This is a genomic window from Nocardia sp. CNS-044 (assembly GCF_059570515.1).
In genome coordinates, this window is the sequence record NZ_JCANSX010000006.1 from 482,742 (window position 1) to 501,435 (window position 18,694).

Annotated in this window: 20 protein-coding genes; 11 read left to right on the forward strand and 9 right to left on the reverse strand. The window is 69.4% G+C overall.

Annotated elements, in window-relative coordinates; all coding sequences use genetic code 11:
• Positions 1 to 39: 39 nt before the first annotated feature.
• The 6 genes from T333_RS10860 to cofD form a co-directional block, all read right to left on the reverse strand.
• The gene (locus tag T333_RS10860; RefSeq protein WP_068061951.1) at positions 40 to 222 is read right to left on the reverse strand and encodes a rubredoxin; all 183 of its coding nucleotides are present in this window, start codon (positions 220 to 222) and stop codon (positions 40 to 42) included.
• Positions 219 to 392: a rubredoxin gene (locus T333_RS10865; RefSeq protein ID WP_355001735.1), complete on the reverse strand. Its 174-nt coding sequence runs from the start codon at positions 390 to 392 to the stop codon at positions 219 to 221. The genes T333_RS10860 and T333_RS10865 overlap by 4 nt, the downstream gene beginning before the upstream one ends.
• Positions 389 to 1,624: an alkane 1-monooxygenase gene (locus tag T333_RS10870; protein ID WP_496424372.1), complete on the reverse strand. Its 1,236-nt coding sequence runs from the start codon at positions 1,622 to 1,624 to the stop codon at positions 389 to 391. The genes T333_RS10865 and T333_RS10870 overlap by 4 nt, the downstream gene beginning before the upstream one ends.
• A gap of 176 nt (positions 1,625 to 1,800) precedes the next feature.
• Entirely contained in the window at positions 1,801 to 2,319 is a 519-nt protein-coding gene (locus T333_RS10875) for an NUDIX hydrolase (protein ID WP_496424373.1), read from the reverse strand.
• On the reverse strand, positions 2,316 to 3,659 hold the full coding sequence (locus T333_RS10880; RefSeq protein WP_355001738.1) for a coenzyme F420-0:L-glutamate ligase: 1,344 nt from the start codon (positions 3,657 to 3,659) through the stop codon (positions 2,316 to 2,318). Before T333_RS10880 ends, T333_RS10875 begins: the two co-directional genes overlap by 4 nt.
• Positions 3,656 to 4,795, reverse strand: coding sequence for a 2-phospho-L-lactate transferase (gene cofD, locus T333_RS10885; RefSeq protein ID WP_357250887.1), 1,140 nt, complete (start codon positions 4,793 to 4,795; stop codon positions 3,656 to 3,658). The genes T333_RS10880 and cofD overlap by 4 nt, the downstream gene beginning before the upstream one ends.
• Before the next feature lie 348 nt (positions 4,796 to 5,143).
• Between cofD and T333_RS10890 the strand changes: the two genes are divergently transcribed.
• From T333_RS10890 to T333_RS10920, 7 genes are all read left to right on the forward strand, one after another.
• On the forward strand, positions 5,144 to 5,377 hold the full coding sequence (locus T333_RS10890; RefSeq protein WP_029901515.1) for a WhiB family transcriptional regulator: 234 nt from the start codon (positions 5,144 to 5,146) through the stop codon (positions 5,375 to 5,377).
• A gap of 62 nt (positions 5,378 to 5,439) precedes the next feature.
• Positions 5,440 to 5,925, forward strand: coding sequence for a metallopeptidase family protein (locus T333_RS10895; RefSeq protein WP_355001740.1), 486 nt, complete (start codon positions 5,440 to 5,442; stop codon positions 5,923 to 5,925).
• Between the two features lie 157 nt (positions 5,926 to 6,082).
• Entirely contained in the window at positions 6,083 to 6,469 is a 387-nt protein-coding gene (locus tag T333_RS10900; protein WP_185757013.1) for a DUF3499 domain-containing protein, read from the forward strand.
• 230 nt (positions 6,470 to 6,699) lie between these two features.
• Positions 6,700 to 8,076 (forward strand): phosphomannomutase/phosphoglucomutase, encoded by a 1,377-nt coding sequence (locus tag T333_RS10905; RefSeq protein ID WP_357250883.1) that lies wholly within the window; start codon positions 6,700 to 6,702, stop codon positions 8,074 to 8,076.
• A gap of 304 nt (positions 8,077 to 8,380) precedes the next feature.
• Positions 8,381 to 9,604: a tobH protein gene (locus T333_RS10910; protein ID WP_357250880.1), complete on the forward strand. Its 1,224-nt coding sequence runs from the start codon at positions 8,381 to 8,383 to the stop codon at positions 9,602 to 9,604.
• The gene (gene manA, locus T333_RS10915) at positions 9,604 to 10,824 is read left to right on the forward strand and encodes a mannose-6-phosphate isomerase, class I (protein ID WP_357250877.1); all 1,221 of its coding nucleotides are present in this window, start codon (positions 9,604 to 9,606) and stop codon (positions 10,822 to 10,824) included. The genes T333_RS10910 and manA overlap by 1 nt, the downstream gene beginning before the upstream one ends.
• Before the next feature lie 84 nt (positions 10,825 to 10,908).
• Positions 10,909 to 11,829 (forward strand): cation diffusion facilitator family transporter, encoded by a 921-nt coding sequence (locus tag T333_RS10920; RefSeq protein ID WP_355001744.1) that lies wholly within the window; start codon positions 10,909 to 10,911, stop codon positions 11,827 to 11,829.
• A gap of 206 nt (positions 11,830 to 12,035) precedes the next feature.
• On the opposite strand, the gene T333_RS10925 is transcribed toward T333_RS10920, so the two are convergent.
• Together T333_RS10925 and T333_RS10930 are read right to left on the reverse strand one after the other, a co-directional pair.
• Positions 12,036 to 13,505: a phytoene desaturase family protein gene (locus T333_RS10925; protein ID WP_357250873.1), complete on the reverse strand. Its 1,470-nt coding sequence runs from the start codon at positions 13,503 to 13,505 to the stop codon at positions 12,036 to 12,038.
• Between the two features lie 27 nt (positions 13,506 to 13,532).
• Positions 13,533 to 14,126 (reverse strand): TetR/AcrR family transcriptional regulator, encoded by a 594-nt coding sequence (locus tag T333_RS10930; RefSeq protein WP_496424374.1) that lies wholly within the window; start codon positions 14,124 to 14,126, stop codon positions 13,533 to 13,535.
• Here T333_RS10930 and T333_RS10935 point away from each other — a divergent pair.
• Positions 14,082 to 14,414 carry a DUF4267 domain-containing protein gene (locus T333_RS10935; protein ID WP_496424375.1) on the forward strand — a complete coding sequence of 111 codons (333 nt, stop codon included), beginning with the start codon at positions 14,082 to 14,084 and terminating at the stop codon, positions 14,412 to 14,414. The genes T333_RS10930 and T333_RS10935 overlap by 45 nt on opposite strands.
• Before the next feature lie 88 nt (positions 14,415 to 14,502).
• The gene (locus T333_RS10940) at positions 14,503 to 14,721 is read left to right on the forward strand and encodes a DUF4287 domain-containing protein (protein ID WP_355001748.1); all 219 of its coding nucleotides are present in this window, start codon (positions 14,503 to 14,505) and stop codon (positions 14,719 to 14,721) included.
• A 153-nt stretch (positions 14,722 to 14,874) separates the two neighbouring features.
• Here the strand turns inward: T333_RS10940 and T333_RS10945 are convergent, their stop codons facing one another.
• Positions 14,875 to 16,239 carry a cation:dicarboxylate symporter family transporter gene (locus T333_RS10945; protein WP_496424376.1) on the reverse strand — a complete coding sequence of 455 codons (1,365 nt, stop codon included), beginning with the start codon at positions 16,237 to 16,239 and terminating at the stop codon, positions 14,875 to 14,877.
• Positions 16,240 to 16,496: 257 nt separating this feature from the next.
• On the opposite strand from T333_RS10945, the gene T333_RS10950 reads away from it, so the two are divergent.
• Complete coding sequence (locus T333_RS10950) at positions 16,497 to 17,990, forward strand: sensor histidine kinase (protein WP_496424772.1); 1,494 nt, start codon at positions 16,497 to 16,499, stop codon at positions 17,988 to 17,990.
• Positions 17,987 to 18,685 (forward strand): response regulator, encoded by a 699-nt coding sequence (locus tag T333_RS10955; RefSeq protein ID WP_355001750.1) that lies wholly within the window; start codon positions 17,987 to 17,989, stop codon positions 18,683 to 18,685. The genes T333_RS10950 and T333_RS10955 overlap by 4 nt, the downstream gene beginning before the upstream one ends.
• Positions 18,686 to 18,694: the final 9 nt, after the last annotated feature.

Below are 18,694 nucleotides of genomic sequence, written 5' to 3' on the forward strand. Positions count from 1 at the left end.
CCCGCGAGGTTGTCACGGGCATCCGCCGCAGTCAAAATCTCACGACCGCTCGATCTCGACCATGAAGAAGTCGGCCTTGGCCGCGCCGCAGTCCGGGCAGGTCCAATTGTCCGGGATGTCGTCCCACCTGGTGCCGGGCGCGATGCCGTCTTCGGGCCAGCCCTTGGCCTCGTCGTATTCGAAGCCGCACTGGATGCACTGGTACAGCTTGTATTCGGTCACGAGGTCACTCCTACCGGTTCGAAATCGATCTTTTCCCGCACACCGCAGTCCGGGCAGCACCAATCGTCGGGCACGTCGGCCCACCGGGTGCCAGCCGGAAACCCTTCGCGCGGAGCGCCTTTGGTCTCGTCGAAGATGTAATCACAAACAGGACAACGGTATGCGGTCATGATTCCACCTCCGCGCCGTAGCGCGCGAGGATCCGATCCCGCTTGCCCGGGTGGATGTTGGCCAGGGTGATGTCGCCGCCGTAGTGCGCGAGCACCCGCTTGTCCATCACCTTGCGCCACAACGGCGGAAAGTAGGCGAGCAGGATCATGCTCGCGTAGCCGCTCGGCAGGTTGGGCGCGCCGTCCCAGCTGCGCAAGGTCTGGTAGCGACGGGTCGGGTAGGCGTGGTGATCACTGTGCCGCTGCAGGTGGTACAGGAAGATGTTGGTGACGATGTGGTCGCTGTTCCAGCTGTGCACCGGGGCGGGACGCTCGTAGCGACCGGTGTCGGTGCGCTGACGAACCAGTCCGTAGTGCTCGAGGTAGTTGACCGCCTCCAGCAGACTGAAACCGATCACGGCCTGCAACACCAGGTAGGGCAGCACGCCGAGACCGAACACCGCGACCAGCGCCGCGTACAGCACGACCGACATCAGCCAGGCCGAGAGCACCTCGTTGCCTGGCGACCACGGCTTCTTGCCCAATCGCTCGAGCCGCACCTTCTCCAACCGCCACGAGGACTTCAGGCCGCCCCCCACCGTCCGCGGCCAGAACGCCCAGAAGGTCTCGCCCACACGGGAACTCGCCGGGTCCTCGGGGGTGGCGACGCGGACGTGGTGGCCGCGGTTGTGCTCGATGTAGAAGTGGCCGTAGAACGATTGGGCCAGGGCGATGCGGGACAGCCACCGCTCCAGGTCGACCTTCTTGTGCCCGAGTTCGTGGGCGGTGTTGATCCCGATGCCGCCGATCGTGCCGACCGTGATGGCCAGACCGATCTTGTCCACGACGTGCAGGCCGCCGTCGATGCCGAGCCAGCCGAGGTCGTCGGCGCTGATCAGGTAGCAGGCCAGGATCAGCGAGGCGTATTGGAACGGCAGATAGAGGTACGTGAGGTAGCGGTAGTACTTGTCGTTCTCGAGGTACGTCATCACCTCGTCGGGCGGGTTCTCGCCATCGGGGCCGAAGAAGATGTCGGCCAGCGGGATCACCAGGTAGACCAGGATCGGGCCGAGCCAGAACGGCACCTGCGCCAGGCGATGCCAGCCGATTTCGTTCAGTGCCCAGATCAGCGGAAGCCCGATCGTGAACAAGCCGGTCGGCGCGAACAGCCCCCAGAGCCAGAGATAGCGCTTGCGATCACGCCAGGCCGGGGCTTCGACCGGGCGCTGCGGCGCGTCGGCATCCGTCGACATCGATGTCTCCCATCAGTGCGGCGCACACCGAGGTGTGACGCACAATACTTCTGGGGTGGACATTAGAACGACAACTGTCACATGTCTATACAAAAGAACTGATTTGTAAAGTCGTTATGACATAACAAAAGGCGTCCGGTCGGGACCGTAGACCGACCGGACGCCTTGCGTCTTCTTCAGTACAACAAGACCTCGGCATCCTCCGGCAGCGCGTCCACCGGCCACCACCGCAGATCCGTCGACTCCGCGCTGCGCACCGGCACCGCACCGGCGGGCGCGGTGATACGGAACAGCAGATCGAGGTGGCGGGTCGGCACACCGAGCGAACAGGTGATCGGATGCGCTTGCGCACCGTAGAGGCCGGGCTCGATCCGCAGCCCCGGGATGCCGGACTCCTCGGTCGCCTCCCGCAGCGCGGCGTCGGCGACGGTGTCGTCGCCCTCCTCGCAGTGCCCGCCGAGCTGAATCCAGCGCCCCACCTTCGGATGCAGGGTCAGCAGCACCTCGCGGGCGTCGTGGGAGAACACCACGGCGGAGGCCGTGATGTGACCGGGTGCGTGCTCGCGCAGACAGCCGCGCGGCGCGGAACCGAGGAAGGCCAGCATGGCCTCCCGCAGCGACCGATCCTGGTCCACTACGGGACGCCAGGCCTCCAGCAGCGATGTCGCCGACGCGTGCAGCGACTCAGCGCTCACAGCTCGACCAACCCTTCCCCCGGCCCCGTGACCGGACGCGGCGTCAGCTCCGTCAACGGATGACCGATGGCGATGGCGCCCAACGGGTTCCAGTCCGCGGCGAGACCCAGCACGTCCCTGGTGATCTCGGGGGCGAAGATGGTCGAGCCGATCCAGCAGCTGCCGATCCCCTCGGTGGCCAGCGCGACGAGCAGACCCTGCACGGCCGCGCCCACCGCCACGGTGAACATGGTCCGCTCGGCGGCGCGGCGGCGTTCGTCGGGATAGTCGTGCGCGCCGTCCGGCACGCAGAACGGGATGATCACCTCGGGGGCGTCGAACAGGATCCGGCCACGCGCCACTCGCCGCTCCACCCTCTCGGGGTCGCGTCCGTCGGCCGTGAGGTCGGCGCGCCACTTGTCGGCCATCGCCTCCAGCAACCGATTCCGCAGTTCCCGATCGCGCAGCCAGACGAATCGGACCGGCCGGGTGTGATGCGGCGCGGGCGCGGTCAGCGCGACGGCGACCGCCGCCCGGACGCGTTCCGGATCGACCGGGGTGTCGGCGAACTCGCGCACCGAACGTCGCAGCAGCACGGCCTCGCCGCGCCCGCGCTCGATGGCCTCGGCGGTGCCTAGCCAGAACAGGTCGTCGGTACCGCGGCGCAGCAGATTCGTCGCGCCCGAACCGTCGTCGACGAACGGCAGGCCGCGCACCACCGCGACCGGGACGCCGCCCAGTTTGCCCTTCACCAGATCCGCGGCGGCGGCCAGCTCGTCGGCGACGGCCACCTGGGTGACTTGCAGTTCGTTGCCCTGCCCGTCCACCGAGCCCGCGTAGTCGTGCAGCACCCGCAGCCCGGCCGCGCCGATCGCGGCGTCGATCTGCCCGTTGCGCCAGGCCCGTCCCATCGTGTCGGTGATCACGACGGCGACGGTCACGCCGAGCCGTTCGGCCAGCGCGGTCCGCAGCGCCTTGGCACTGCCGTCCGGATCGCTGGGCAGCAGCACCAATTCGCCCTGCTCGACATTGGAACCGTCCACGCCGGATGCCGCCTGGACGATGCCGAGCTTGTTCTCGGTGATCAGGGTGCGGCCCTTGCGCGCGAGCACCCGCACGGCCTCCTGGTCCACCAGCGCCCGGCGGGCGGCGTCGCGTTCCTCGGGATCCAGTGGCGCGGCGACGATTCGGCCCTCGGCCTTGGCCACGATCTTGCTGGTGACCACGAGGATGTCGCCGTCGGCCAGCCAGGGCGCCCGTGTGGCGATGTGCTCGGCGATGTCGTCGCCGGGACGGAACTCCGGCAGGCCGGTGACGGGCAGGATGCTCAGCTCGCCCGCGGCGTGGTCGATCGAGGTCACGGCTTCACCCCCGCGAGATCCAGTGCCTCGCGCACGATTTCGGCGGTCGTCGGCGGGTCGGTCATGAGCAGCGGCACGCTGCGCACCTCGACGCCAGGCACGTCGGCGGTATCGGTGCTGTGGATCAGCCAGCCGTCGAGAATGCCGGTGGCCGAGCGGGCGCCGTAGTAGCGACCGATCGCCTCGGCCGTCGTCTCGACGCCGATCACCGACAGGCACTCGTCGGCCATGCCGCGCAACGGTTTTCCGTCGATCACGCCGGAGACGCCGATCACCTTCGCCTCGGTGGTGCGCAGCGCGCCGCGGATGCCGGGCACCGCGAGGATGGCGCCGATACTCACCACCGGGTTGGACGGCGCCAGCAGCACCGCGTCGGCGGACGATATGATATCCGTCACATTTGGGGCCGGTTTTGCTTCATCCGCCCCGATTGTGGCGAATCCATGGGTGTCGATGTTCGCGCGGTATCGAACCCACCACTCTTGAAAATGGATCGCGCGGCGTTCGCCAGGGTTCTCGGGGTCGCTGACAACCACATGCGTTTCACACCGATCGTCGGTTGCCGGGATCAGTTTCACGCCGGGTTGCCACCGGTTGCAGAGCGCTTCGGTGACCGCCGAGAGTGGATACCCGGCACGCAACATTTCGGTGCGAATCAAGTGCGTCGCGATATCGCGATCGCCCAAGCCGAACCAGTCCGGCTGCGCGTGATATTTCGCCAGCTCCTCCTTGGCGTGCCAGGTCTCGCCGACGCGGCCCCACCCGCGTTCGGTATCGATCCCCCCGCCGAGGGTGTACATGCAGGTATCGAGGTCGGGGCAGATGCGGAGGCCGTGCATCCAGACGTCGTCACCGACGTTCACGATCGCGGAAACGTCGGCTTCCGGCAGCAGTTCCCGCACGCCCTGCAGGAAGCGCGCGCCGCCGACTCCGCCGACCAGTACGGCGATCTTGGGCCCCTTGGCGGGCGCGATGTCCGCTTGTTGTCCAGTCACATCCGCACAGCCTATGCGGTGTCGAAGCGAGCGGTGTTCGGGCCATATTTGCTGGTCATTTGCTATGCCATACACCAAGATCAGCACGGAAATCGGTCGCGGATAGTAACGGAATAGCGTCGGCGGCTTGACCATCGACACGTCCGGCGTGTCTAATCACAGTCATGTCATTCCGGGTTCGCGCGAGAGTGCAAGGCGCGGACGACTTTTCGAACAGATGTTCGAGCCGGGGTGACGCGCTCGGGGATGTCCGCGGGACAACGTCGCGGGGTAGGGCCGTCGGTGTGCGTGTTGGTCCGACGGAAAGAATCATTCTGCGCTAACACACAGTGAGGAGGCGGAGCGATGGCCAACGATATGGTCTCGCAACCCGATTCCACAGCAGGCGCAGCACGTGGCGTCTGCGCAGACATCGGCCGGAGCGAGCAAGACGGCGGTGACGCGGTGTCGACACCCCGGCTCAGCCTGGTCGTGACGGGCTTCGACGAGATGTTCGAAAGCATCGAAGAGCAATGGCAGGAGCGTGCCCTGTGCGCGCAGACCGATCCGGAGGCGTTCTTCCCCGAGAAGGGCGGCTCGACCCGCGAGGCGAAACGGATCTGCATGGGCTGCGAGGTACGCGACGAGTGCCTGGAATACGCACTCGCACACGATGAGCGCTTCGGTATCTGGGGTGGCCTCTCCGAGCGGGAGCGCCGGCGCCTCAAGCGCGGTATCGGCTGACACGTAGGTGTCGCACCGACCTCGATGCGCGGGGTCGGTGCGAGTTCACCTAGATTTTGGGTATGTCCCGTTCCCGCCATCGACGCCCGCCCACCGCCCGGTCGGTGATCCGACGCGGCCGCGGGGTGCGCGGGCCGATGCTGCCGCCGACGGTGCCCGCCTGGCGCACCCGAGGCCAGCAGTTCGACCGGCTCGTGCTGGAGGCGTTCGCCCCGCTCGACAGCCGCTGGCACGATCGGCTCACCAAACTCGACATCGCCGTCGACGATGTACCGAAAATCCGTCCGCTGCACCCTGATTCGGTCACCTGGCCGGACGAGGTGGTGGCCGACGGACCGGTCCCGCTGTCCCGGCTGATCCCCGCGGGCGTCGACCGGCACGGTCAGGCGACCCGCGCGCGGATCGTGCTGTTCCGCAAACCGCTCGAGCTGCGCGCGAGCGATCCGGACGATCTGGTCGATCTGCTGCGCGAGGTGCTCGTGCAGCAGATCGCCACCTACCTCGGCGTCGACCCCGACGTCATCGATCCGGAGGCGGAGGAAGAGTAGGTCCCGAATCGGGCGATTCGCGTCCGACCGGCGTGGCCGGACGAGGTTCGCTCGCGACCGCGCATGCCCGGAGCGAGGGCGGAAGTACGCGTGTGAGCCGCCACTCTTAGCGCGTGTCTGTCCACATCCGGAGGCCAGGGGGGTTACTCTCATCGGCGTGATCCCCATGCGTCGTTGCTGCCGACCCGGCTGCAAGAATCCGGCCGTCGCGACGCTCACGTATGTCTACTCGGACTCCACCGCGGTGGTCGGTCCGCTCGCGACGGTCGCCGAACCACATTCGTGGGACCTGTGCGAAACGCACGCTTCCCGGATCACCGCGCCGAAGGGCTGGGAGCTGGTCCGCCACGAGGGCGGCTTCTCCACCACCCCGGACGACGACGATCTCACCGCACTGGCCGAAGCCGTTCGCGAGGCCGGTCTGCGACGCCGTCCCCCGGAGCCCGATCAGCGCGGCTACCGCGACTACGCACCCGCGCCGCAGCGCACCACGCGTACCGGCAGACGCGGGCATCTGCGCGTGCTGCCCGATCCGCCGAACTGACCTCGCGCGCTCTCGTTCCGAGACACCCAGACGCCTCTCGTCGGAACGCTCCTCCCGGTCCGGTCGCCACAGCTCTGTCGCGCGCCCGGCGAAATCGGTTGCCCGCGGCGTGTTCTCGAGCGCGACGGGGGGCCGGGGCCACAGCCCCACACCAGCCCCGCGGGGTGAAATCGGGGCGGAGGGTAGGGAGCGGTCCCACGGTGTCGGCGGGGCACACTAGGGTAGTGCCCATGACAGTCGCCCGCTCTGCCGAATTCGTGAACGCGGTGATCAAGGCCTACGACGTTCGCGGTGTGGTCGGTGAACAGATCGACGCGCAATTCGTCAGGGACGTGGGAGCTTCCTTCGCTCGGCTGATGCGCGGCGAGGGCGCCGGCCGTGTGGTCATCGGACACGACATGCGCGAGTCCTCCCCCGCGCTGGCCGCCGCCTTCGCCGACGGTGTGCGCGCCCAGGGTCTCGACGTGGTGCACATCGGCCTGGCCTCCACCGACCAGCTGTACTTCGCCTCCGGCCGCCTCGGCTGCCCCGGCGCCATGTTCACCGCGAGCCACAACCCCGCCCAGTACAACGGCATCAAGCTGTGCCGCGCGAACGCGCTGCCGGTCGGCCAGGACACCGGCCTGGCCGCGATCAAGGACGAGCTCGTCGCGGGCGTGCCGGAATTCGACGGCCCGCACGGCAGCGCCACCGAAGTGGACCTGCTCGCCGACTACGCGCAATTCCTGCGCGGGCTGGTCGATCTGGAGAACATCCGCCCGCTCACCATCGCGGTGGACGCGGGCAACGGCATGGGCGGGCACACCGTGCCGGAGGTGCTCGGCACGCTCGCGCAGGTGACCATCGTGCCGCTCTACTTCGAGCTGGACGGTTCGTTCCCCAACCACGAGGCCAACCCGCTCGACCCGAAGAACCTGGTCGACCTGCAGCGGCTGGTCCGCGAATCCGGCGCCGACATCGGCCTGGCCTTCGACGGCGACGCCGACCGTTGCTTCGTGGTGGACGAGCACGGCGAGCCGGTCTCCCCCTCGGCCATCACCGCGCTGGTCGCCGAGCGCGAACTGGCCAAGGAGCCGGGCGCGACCATCATCCACAACCTGATCACCTCGCGCGCGGTGCCGGAGCTTGTGCACGAGCTGGGCGGGACCCCGGTGCGCACCAGGGTCGGCCACTCGTTCATCAAGCAGCAGATGGCCGCCACCGGCGCGGTGTTCGGCGGCGAGCACTCCGCGCACTACTACTTCCGCGATTTCTGGGGCGCCGACTCCGGCATGCTCGCGGCGCTGCACGTGCTCGCCGCGCTCGGCGAGAAGGACCGGCCGATCTCGGAGCTGATGTCGTCCTACGAGACCTACGCCGCCTCGGGCGAGATCAACTCGACGGTGGCCGACGCCAAGGAGCGGACGCTGGCCGTGGTCGAGGCATTCGAGGATCGCGCCAAGTCGGTGGACCGCCTCGACGGGGTGACGGTCCAGCTGGCCGACGACGCCTGGTTCAACCTGCGCGCCTCGAATACCGAGCCGTTGCTGCGGCTGAACGTCGAGGCCAGATCGCCGGAGGAAGTAGACGCACTCGTGACCGAGATTTTGGGAATCGTCCGCTCCTGACTGGGATAGTGGAATTACGACGGAGTGGAATCACAAGCTCAGGATTCGACCGCGGAAGCAGACGGCTCTGCCTGATGCGAGATTCTGGGCATCGTCCGGTCCTGACTGGGATAGTGGAGTTACGACGGAGTGGAATCACAAGCTCGGGATTCGACCGTGGAAGCAGAGGGTTCTGCTCAGCGCGAGATCCCGAGCGATGCCCGCTCCCGACTGGAATAGTGGAATCACTGACAGTGGATTCGCCCGACCTGGGCTCGGTGTGGACGATCCGGACGCAGCGCGATGAGGGGAGGTGGAACGCCCGATGATCGCTGGAACACCGGTGCTCGACCTCGACGATGCCGCTTCGCTCGAAGCGGCGGACAGCGGCGGCGCCCTGCGCTCGGCCGCCTCGGGTGGCGCCCAAGTGCGCGCCACCGCGGCGGCCATCGGCGAGCATGCGCTCGCCCGTCTCGCCGACCTTCGCCCACGCAGCGTGGTCCTGGTCTCCGGCTCCGGCCGCGCCGCACGCGCCGCCGGTTTGCTCGTCGCCGCGCTCGGTGACCGCGCGGGTCTGCCGGTGGTGTCGGTCGCCGCGCTGCCGCCGTGGGTGGGCCCGCTGGACGTGGTGCTCGTCGCCGGTGACGACGCGGGCGATCCGCGCCTGATCGACGCGGTGGACCGCGCGCTGCGCCGCGGCGCCGAGGTCGTCGTCGCCGCACCGCACGAGGGTCCGCTGCGCGCCGCCGCCGCGGGCCGGGCCGCGCTGCTGGAGCCGCGGGTCCCGGTGCTCGACCACAACCGATTGCTGCGCTTCCTCGCGGCCGGTATCGCGGTGCTGCGCATCGTCGATCCGACGCGCACCGGCGCGGCCGTGCCGGACCTGACCGCGCTGGCCGACGTGCTCGACGCCGAAGCGCTGCGCGACGGACCGCACAACGAGGTCTTCCACAACCCCGCCAAGACGCTGGCCGCGCGCATGCAGCAGCGCGGCATCGTGCTGGCGGGCGACTCCCCCGCCGCCGCGGAGCTCGCCGAGCACGGCGCCGAGGTGCTGCTGCAGGCCGCGGGCAAGGTGGCGACGGCGGCCGATCTCGCCGAGGCGGTCGCCGCGAATCCGCGCATGGTCGAGGCCGCGGGCGAGTCCGCACCCGACTTCGATCCACTGTTCCACGACGAGGAACTCGACGGCCCCGCGCCGGTGGAGCGAATCCGGGTGTTCGTGCTCAGCGCCGATCCCGATCAGGCCGCCGCACGGCGCCGGGTCGCGGTGTTCGGCGGCGCCGGATCCGGTCTGGTCGACGCCGATCTGGTGAGCGCCGACGTCGACCTGTTACAGAACAGCCTGACCGATCCGGCCGCCCCGACGCCGGTGCGCGGCGAGGAGCCCGGCGGGTCCGGGCGCGGCACGGAACTGGAGCAACTCGCGGTGCTCGCGCTGCGCTTGGAGATGGCCGCGGCCTACCTGCGGCTGATCGGCTCGCGCGGCGCGGCCGCGGACACGTCCCGCGGTTTCGGCGGCGAACAGTACGACGGGGGACGCTACTAGTGCACGAACTCGTTGGTGCACTGCGTTCCTACGCATGGGGTTCGCGCACCGCGCTCGCTCAGCTGTGCGGCCGTCCCGTCCCCTCCGCACACCCCGAGGCCGAACTCTGGTTCGGCGCCCATCCCGCCGATCCCGCGCACGTCAAGACGCCGGTCGGCACCACATCGCTGCTGGAGTTCGTCGCCGCGAACCCGCATCGCGAACTGGGCGCGGCCGCACCGGAATTCGGTGACAAGCTGCCGTTCCTGCTGAAGATCCTGGCGGCCGAGGAGCCGCTGTCGCTGCAGGCGCATCCGTCGGCGTCGCAGGCGCGCGCCGGATTCGAGCGGGAGAACCGCGCGCGGGTGCCGCTGGACTCGCCGATGCGCAACTATCGGGACGAGAACCACAAGCCGGAACTGGTGGTGGCGCTGGACCGCTTCGAGGCGCTGGCCGGGTTCCGCGAACCGCGCCGCACCGTCGAGCTGTTCCGTGCGCTGGAGGTCCCCCAGCTCGCCTCGTACACGGAGATGCTTGCCTCCCAACCCGATTCGGCGGGCTTGCGAACACTGTTCACCACCTGGATCACGCTGCCGCAGCCGGTGCTCGCCACGTTGCTGCCCGCGGTGCTGGACGGCTGCGTGCGGTATCTGTCCGGAAAGGGCAAGCGCGCCTTCACCCTCGAGGCACGCACCGCGCTCGAGCTCGCCGAGGCCTATCCCGGCGACGCGGGCGTGCTGGCCGCGCTCCTGCTGAACCGGGTCACGCTGGAGCCGGGGCAGGGACTGTTCCTGGACGCCGGAAACCTGCACGCCTACCTGCGCGGGCTCGGCGTGGAGATCATGGCCAACTCCGACAACGTGCTGCGCGGCGGGTTGACGCCCAAGCACGTCGACGTGCCGGAACTGTTGCGGGTGCTGGATTTCGAGCCGATCGATCTGCCGGTCGTGCTGCCGGAACCGGCGGGCGACGGCTCGGTGCGGTATCGCACCCCCGCGCCCGAATTCGCACTGCGCCGATTCGATCTCACCGCGGGTTCCGGACAGGTGCCGCTCACCTCGGCGGGGCCGGGCATCATGCTGTGCACGGCGGGCACGGTGCGGCTGCTCCAGGACGGCGCGGAGCTGCTCGTCGGGCGCGGCGGCGCGGCCTGGATCTCGGCCGCAGACAGCGATATTCGCGCCCAAACGGTGGACGGACCCGCCCAGCTGTTCTGCGCCTGCCTCGGCGCGGGCAGCTGAGCGACGGGCGCACGCACTCGGCCGAGGATCGGCGAACAAGCTAAGTTAGCCGTGATCGGCGAAACGAGAGAGGACCTTCAGGACATGTCTGCTGGCGGTGGCAAGAAGGCGATTCTGGCCGCGTTGACGGCGAACGCGGGGATCGCGGTGGCGAAGTTCATCGGCGCGGCGATCACCGGTTCGGCCTCGATGCTGGCCGAGGCGGTGCACTCGGTGGCCGACACTTCCAATCAGGGCTTGCTGCTGTTCGGCCAGCGCCGCGCCGAACAGGAGGCCGACGAGCTGCACCCGTTCGGTTACGGGCGCAACCGCTACTTCTACTCGTTCATCGTGGCTCTCGTGCTGTTCACGCTCGGCTCGATCTACGCCATCTACGAGGGCATCCACAAGATCCAGCATCCCGAGGATCTCAGCTCGCCGATCGTCGCGATCGTCATCCTGTTGATCGCCATCGGCTTGGAGACCTTCAGCTTCATCACCGCGATCCGCGAATCCCGTCCGCTCAAGGGCGGCGCCACCTGGTGGCGGTTCATTCGCAACTCGCGCAGCCCCGAGCTGCCCGTGGTGCTGTTGGAGGACATGGGCGCGCTGGTCGGTCTGATTCTCGCCTTCCTCGGCGTCGGCCTGACCATGGCTACCGGCAACGCGGTCTGGGACGGCATCGGCACCCTGTGCATCGGCGCGCTCCTCGGTGTCATCGCGATCATCCTGATCATCGAGATGCAGAGCTTGCTGATCGGCGAGGGCGCGACCCCCGAGGAGGACAGGGCGATCCGGGAGAGCCTGATCGACGGCGAGCGTATCGACCGCGTCATCCACCTCAAGACTCAGTACTTGGGCCCGGAGGAGATTCTGGTGGCGGCGAAGGTGGCGATCACGCCGGGTCTCGACATCGCGACCATCGCCGCGGCCATCGACGCCGCCGAGGCGCGGGTCCGCCGCGCTGTGCCCGCCGCGCGGGTCATCTACGTCGAGCCCGATCTCTACCGCACGGCGCCCGTCTAGCGATCATCTCCGCGTGAGCACCGTTGTCCGAGGACAGCGGTGCTCGCGCGTTTTTCGGCGCGTGTGTTGGCGGGTGGTCGCGCCGCCCAGACACGGGTCTGCGCTGCGATTCCGACGGTGAATCGCGTTCGTCTGGAGCCGATCTGTTTCGGCCGGTGGCGGCGGCGAAAGGCCGCCCCGCCGAGGAGGAACCCGTCCAGGCGATGTCAGCGGTGCTGTGGCTGACGGTCGCGCAGGAGTTCGAGCGGGTCGGTGTGGATGTCGAATTCGTGCCGGAGCACGTGGCGGGCGGCGTGCATGCCGTTCATGCCGTGCACGCCGGGACCCGGCGGTGTCGCCGCGGAGCACAGGTAGACCCCGGGCAGCGGTGTGGCGTACGGGTTCCAGCGCGGGGCGGGGCGGAAGGCCGTCTGGCGCAACGTCATCGCGCCCGCGGAGATGTCGCCGCCGACGTAGTTGGCGTTGTGCGCGGGTTGTTCGGCGGCGGTGATCACATTCGTGGCGAGGATCAGGTCGCGGAAGCCCGGCGCGAAACGCTCCACCTGGGCGATGACCGCGTCGCTGATGTCGCGATCGGAACCGTTCGGCACGTGGGCGTAGGTGTAGAAGGTGTGCGCGTCGCCGGGCGCGCGACCGGGATCGACGACGCCCGGCTGGATGGCGAGCACGTACGGGCGCTCGGCGTGGCGGCCCGCGGCGACCGCGCCCTCGGCCGCCATCGCCTCGGCGCGGCTGCCGATCAGGTGCAGGGTGCCCGCCTGGGCGCAACCCTCGGCCTGCCACGGCACCGGGCCGGAGAGCGCGAAATCGACCTTGCACGCGGCGCCGCCGTACCTGAACCGGCGCAGCCGCTTGGCGTATCGGGTGGGCAGCCGGTCGGCGGCCAGGCGGAGCAGGCCCGCGGGCGCGAGATCGAGCAGCACGGCGCGCGCACCGGCGAACTCGTCCAGCGAATCCACCCGGTGGCCGGTGTGCACCCGGCCGCCGAGGTCCTCGAGTTCGGCGATGAGCGCGTCGGGAATGGCCTGGCTGCCGCCGCGCGGGATGACCCAGCCGCCCGCGTGGCCGAGCGTGGCGAGCAGCAGGCCCGCGCCGACCGCGGGGACGGCGCGCGGTGAGGTGATCGCGTGGGTCGCCACACCGGTCAGCAGCGCGGGTGCGATGTCCTCGTGGAAGCGCGCGTTCCACAGGGGCGAGCCCTGTTCGACCAGCCGCAGGCCGAAACGCACCGCGGTCGGCAAGTCGTCGGGTAGCGCGCGCATATCGGACATGGCCACGTCCACGACGCCCTGCCACTTGCGAACGAGCGGCGCGAACAGCCGCCGCCACGCGTCACCGTCGCGGCCGAGATCGGCGACGGTCCGCTCCAGATCCAGCCAGGCGAGTCCGGCCCGGCCGCCGTCCATCGGGTGCGCATAAGACACCTCGGGAGTGAGCAGCTCGACGCCGCGCGCGCCGAGATCGAACGCGCGAAAGAAGGGCGACGCCAAGGCCATCGGGTGCGCGCCCGCGCACACGTCGTGGTGGAAGCCCGGCAATGTCAGCTCCGCGGTGCGCGAGCCGCCACCCGGCTTGGCCTCGGCCTCGAACACCTCGACCGACAGTCCCGCCGAGGCGAGAACCACCGCCGCGGCGAGTCCGTTGGGTCCGGAGCCGACCACCACAACATCAGCCATGAACCCACGCTACCTGCGCGCGAGAACTCAGCGACGCGCCTCGGCCCCGACCCCGGCCAGCCACTCGTCGACCAGGATCCGCAGCCGCGCCTCCCAGAGTTCCGGCACCAGCCGACCGCCGCGCGCGAGGGTGGCCATGCCGTGGATCGAGCTCCAGGCCACCTCGGTGCGCGCGCCGAGATCGGGTTCCTCGACGTATGGGCGGAACAGGCGCTCCAGCTCGGCCCAGCCGTCGCGCAGCGCCTGCGGCGCGTCCGGCCCGAAGGTCAGGTCGGTCTTCATCAGGAACATCGCGTCGTAGAGCGCCGGGTTGGCGGCCGCGAAGTCGAGGTAGGCCCGCGCCACGGACTCCAGCGCAGCGGCCGGAGTCTCGGCGGTGGCATGCGCCGCGCGCAGTGCCTCGGTGAGTTCGGCGAAGCCCTGCTCGGCGACGGCCGTCACGATGGCGGTCTTGCCCGCGAAGTGGCTGTAGAGCACCGGCTGGCTGTATTCGATGCGGTCGGCGAGCCTGCGCACCGTCACCGATTCCCAGCCCTGGGACTCGGCCAGTTCGCGGGCGGTCTCGATGATTCGCCGATGGCGTTCGGCCAGTTCGCGTTCCTTACGAGTCTGGGTGCTCATGGCCGAATTCTAGCACCGCTAGACAATCTATCCAGGCTCCGCGATACCGCGTCCGGGCTGGTCATCCTGGCACTGCTCGTCGCGAAGCAGCGGTACGCGCTCGGCATCGCCACGCTGGTGATCGCGCTGATCCCGTTCGGCGACATGCTCACGGTCCTGCGCTGGGACGGTTCGGCGGGCGCCGCCTTCGGCATCCATGGACTCACCGCGCTGCTGGTCGCGGTCACCGGTGCGCTGCTGATCAGGGAGCGGTCGGTGGCCAAGGGCGCGGCCGTCCCCGCGGTGTGATCCAGGGCACAAACTCCAGCCCGCCGATGAGTCCCGCGACGAGGTCCCGTCTTTACCTGTGAACGCACTTCGAGCACAGGAGACGACCATGGCGACCAAGCCGCACGGCCCCGCGTCCTACTTCCCCAACATCGAGGCCAAGTACGGCCGCGGCATCGACGAGTGGTTCACCGTGCTGCGCGATTCGGGTCTGGCCGGGCACAAGGCGCTGGTCGAGTTGCTGAAGACCGAGCACGGCATCGGCCACGGCCACGCCACCGCGCTCGTCCAGTACCACTTGAATCCGGAGAAGTGGGCGGTCGCCTGACCGCCGGAAATACCTGAGCCCCAACGAAAACGAACGAAGGGCCCGCGGGATAACGCGGGCCCTTCGTCGATCGCCAGGGCGGCACCGTGCGGAGGGGGTGGATGGAGCGCGATGCCGCCCGCGGCCCCGGCGTTGGCCGGGACGTCTCAGGGGTCAGGCCGAGACCAGGCTCTTCTCGGCGGGTTCGGCGGGTTCGGCGGACTCCGGCGCACCGTGCTCGTCGACCATGGTGCGTTCGTCGAACGGCAGCTCCCGGTCGAGCACCAGCCGGACCTGCTCCACGTCGATGGTCTTGGTCCAGGTGCCGATCAGCACGGTCGCGACGGCGTTGCCGGAGAAGTTCGTCAGCGCGCGGGCCTCCGACATGAAGCGATCGATGCCGACGATCAGGCCGACGCCGTCGAGCAGTTCGGGCCGGTGGCTCTGCAACCCGCCCGCGAGGGTGGCCAGACCCGCGCCGGTGACGCCCGCGGCGCCCTTCGACGCGACGATCATGAACAGCAGCAGTCCGAGCTGTTCGGGCAGGCTGAGCGGCTTGCCCATCGCGTCGGCGATGAAGATCGATGCCATGGTCAGGTAGATCGCGGTGCCGTCCAGGTTGAACGAGTAGCCGGTGGGCACGACCACGCCGACGGTGGTCCGCTCGACGCCCAGGTGCTCCATCTTCGCGATCAGCCGCGGCAGTGCCGATTCCGAGGACGAGGTGCCGACGATGAGCAGGTACTCGCGAGCCAGGTATCGGACCAGCTTCAGGATCGACACGCCCGACACCACCCGCACCAGCACGCCGAGCACGCCGAACACGAACACCAGGCAGGTCAGGTAGAACGCGATCATCAGGGTGGCCAGCTGCACCACGGCGTCCAGGCCGGTCTTGCCGACCACGTTCGCGATCGCGCCGAACGCGCCGATCGGCGCCAGCCACAAGATCATCGACAGGATGCGGAAGACCAGCTTCTGCGCCAGCGTCACCGCACGCAGGATCGGCTCGCCCGCGCTGCCCATGGCCTGCACCGCGAAGCCGACGAGCAGCGCGACGAACAGCGCCTGCAGCACGCTGCCCGCGGTGAGCGAGGAGACCAGCGTGGTCGGGATGATGCCGTTGATGAAATCCCAAGTGCCGCCCGCGCTGTGCGCCTGATCGGCGTACTTGGCGCCCGCGCCCGCGGTCTTGGCGATGTTCATGCCGCTGCCCGGTTCCAGCAGGTTGCCGACCACGAGGCCGATGCCGAGCGCGATCGTCGACATGACGAGGAAGTAGCCGAGCGCGAGCCCGCCGACCTTGCCGACGGTGGCCGCGGTGCGCACCGAGCCGATGCCGAGCACGATGGTGCAGAAGATGACCGGGGCGATCATCATCTTGATCAGGTCGACGAACATGGTGCCGAGCGGCGCGAGCGAGACGCCCACGTCGGGCGCGAGCCAGCCGACGAGGATGCCCGCGCCGACCGCGGCGATGACCGCCAGATACAGCCAGTGGGTGCGGTCGCGCCGAACAGCGCGAGGTGTATCGCTCATGGCGAATCATGTCCTCCGAGTGGTACCGGAATGCGAGCCGTCCCGGCCGCCTGTGCAAAATGATGACGACCCGCGTGACGCGGGTCACTGTTTGGTGCATAACGTTCAGTGGAGGTCAGCTCGTGCGACGTCGTCGCTTCACAGACGCCGCCGGGTCCGGGTCGCGCGCGCGTCCTCGCCGGGACGAGCGGCCGCGCCGCCTCCGGCTCTCCCTGGCGGGTCAGGCCTTCGTCCTGCAACTCGTGGTGCTCGCGCTGATGATCGCCGGCGCCGCGGTGCTCGCGGTGTTCGACGCCAGGCACACCAGCGACGTGACCACCGAGCAAGAAGTCACCGACGTCGCCGTGAGCCTGGCGCAGGCGCCGTCCACCCGCGCGGCGGTGCTCTCGGCCGATCCCAGCGCGCAGCTACAACCGGTGACCGAGCGGATCCGGTTGCAAACCCGGATGGATTTCATCGTGGTGATGGCGCCGGACCGGACGCGGTTCACCCACACCAATCCCGAACGCATCGGCCAGCCGTTCAGCGGCAACATCGACAGGGCGCTGGCCGGGGAGACGTTCACCGAGACGTTCACCGGAACGCTCGGGCCGTCCATCCGCGCGGTGACTCCGGTGTACGACGGCGACCGCATCGTGGCGCTGGTGTCCGCGGGCGTCACCCGGGCGCGCATCGGCGATCAGGTCGCCGCGCAGCTGCCGAAGATCCTCGGCGTGGCGGGCGCGGGTCTGGTCGTGGCCGCGCTCGGCTCGTTCCTGCTGAGCCGCCGGTTGCGCCGCCAGACGCACGGCCTCGCGCCGGACGAGTTGCGCGTGATGTACGAACACCACGACGCGGTGCTGCATTCGATCCACGAGGGCCTGGTGGTCTTCGGCGCGGGCGCGCGGGCCGAGGTCGTCAACGACGAGGCGCGGCGGCTGCTCGATCTGCCGGAGGGCGACGTGCACCGCGAGGATCTGCCGATCTCGTTGCAGCGCATGAGCTGGGGCGTGGTCCGCGACGAGATGCACGTGACCAACGACCGGATTCTGCTGGTCAACCAGGACGTGGTCACCTCGCAGGGCCGCACCCTCGGCACCGTGATGACCATCCGCGACCACACCGAATTGCGCGGCGTCCTAGGCGAACTCGACTCGGTACGCGGTTTCGCCGAATCGCTGCGCGCCCAAGCGCACGAGTCGGCCAACCGGTTGCATACGGTGGTCACCATGGTCGAGCTCGGCAAGCACCGCGAAGCGGTCGAATTCGCGACCGCCGAACTCCAGCTCTCCCAGTCGCTCATCGACCGGATGATGGGTGCGGTCGGCGATCCGGCACTGGCCGCGCTGCTGCTCGGCAAGGTGAACCAGGCCGCCGAACGCGGTGTGGAGCTGACGATCTCGGAGGACACCGCCCTCGACGCCATCGCGCCGCTCTCGGCGCGCGAGGCGGTCACGCTGGTCGGCAACCTGATCGACAACGCCATCGACGCCGCCGCGGGCAGCGCGGGCGCGTGGGTGGAAACCACGCTGCGCCAAGCCGATTCGGACCTGTTCCTGCGCGTCACCGACAGCGGGCCCGGTATGTCGGCACAGATCTTCGCGCGCGCGGCCGAGCGCGGCTACACCACCAAAGACGATCATCACGGGCTCGGCCTCGCGCTGGTGCACCGCGTGATCGCCAGGCACGGCGGGGCGATCGACGCCCGCCGCGAGCCGGAAAGCGCGGTGACCGTGACGATCCCGCGCGGCGCTGGAAAGGACGCATCGTGATCCGAGTGTTGATAGTCGAGGACGAGCCGCTGATCGCCGAGGCGCACCGCGCCTACGTCGAGCGCATTCCCGGCTTCACACCGGTCGGCATCGCGCAGACCGGACGCGAGGCGATGCGGGCGACCGCCGCGGCCGCGGCCGAGGGCACACCGGTCGACCTGGTGCTGATGGACATCGGCCTGCCCGACACCAGCGGTTTGGACGTCGCGGCGGCGCTCAGCGGGATGGCGCCCAGTCCCGACGTCATCGCCATCACCTCGGCACGCGACCTGGCGATGGTGCGCACGGCCGTCGCCAACGGCGTGGTGCTCTACCTGTTGAAGCCGTTCACCTTCGCCGCCTTCCACGACAAGCTGGAGCGCTACCGGGAGTTCCGCACCGCACTGCCCGCGGGCGAGTCCGCGCTGACCCAGCTCGACATCGACCGCGCGCTCAGCGCGCTGCGCACTCCGGACCAGCGCGCCAACACCCCGAAAGGCGTCGCGCCGCAGACACTCGAGGAGATCTCGCGGATCGTGCGCACCGCCGAGGACGGCATCACCGCCGCCGACACCGCGACCGGCATCGGCGTCTCCCGGATCACCGCGTGGCGCTACCTCGAGAAGCTGGCCGACGACGGCCTGGTCGTCCGCCGCTCCGATTACGGCCGCGCGGGCCGCCCCAAAACCCGCTACGTCTGGAAACGCACCGACTGACCGCGAACT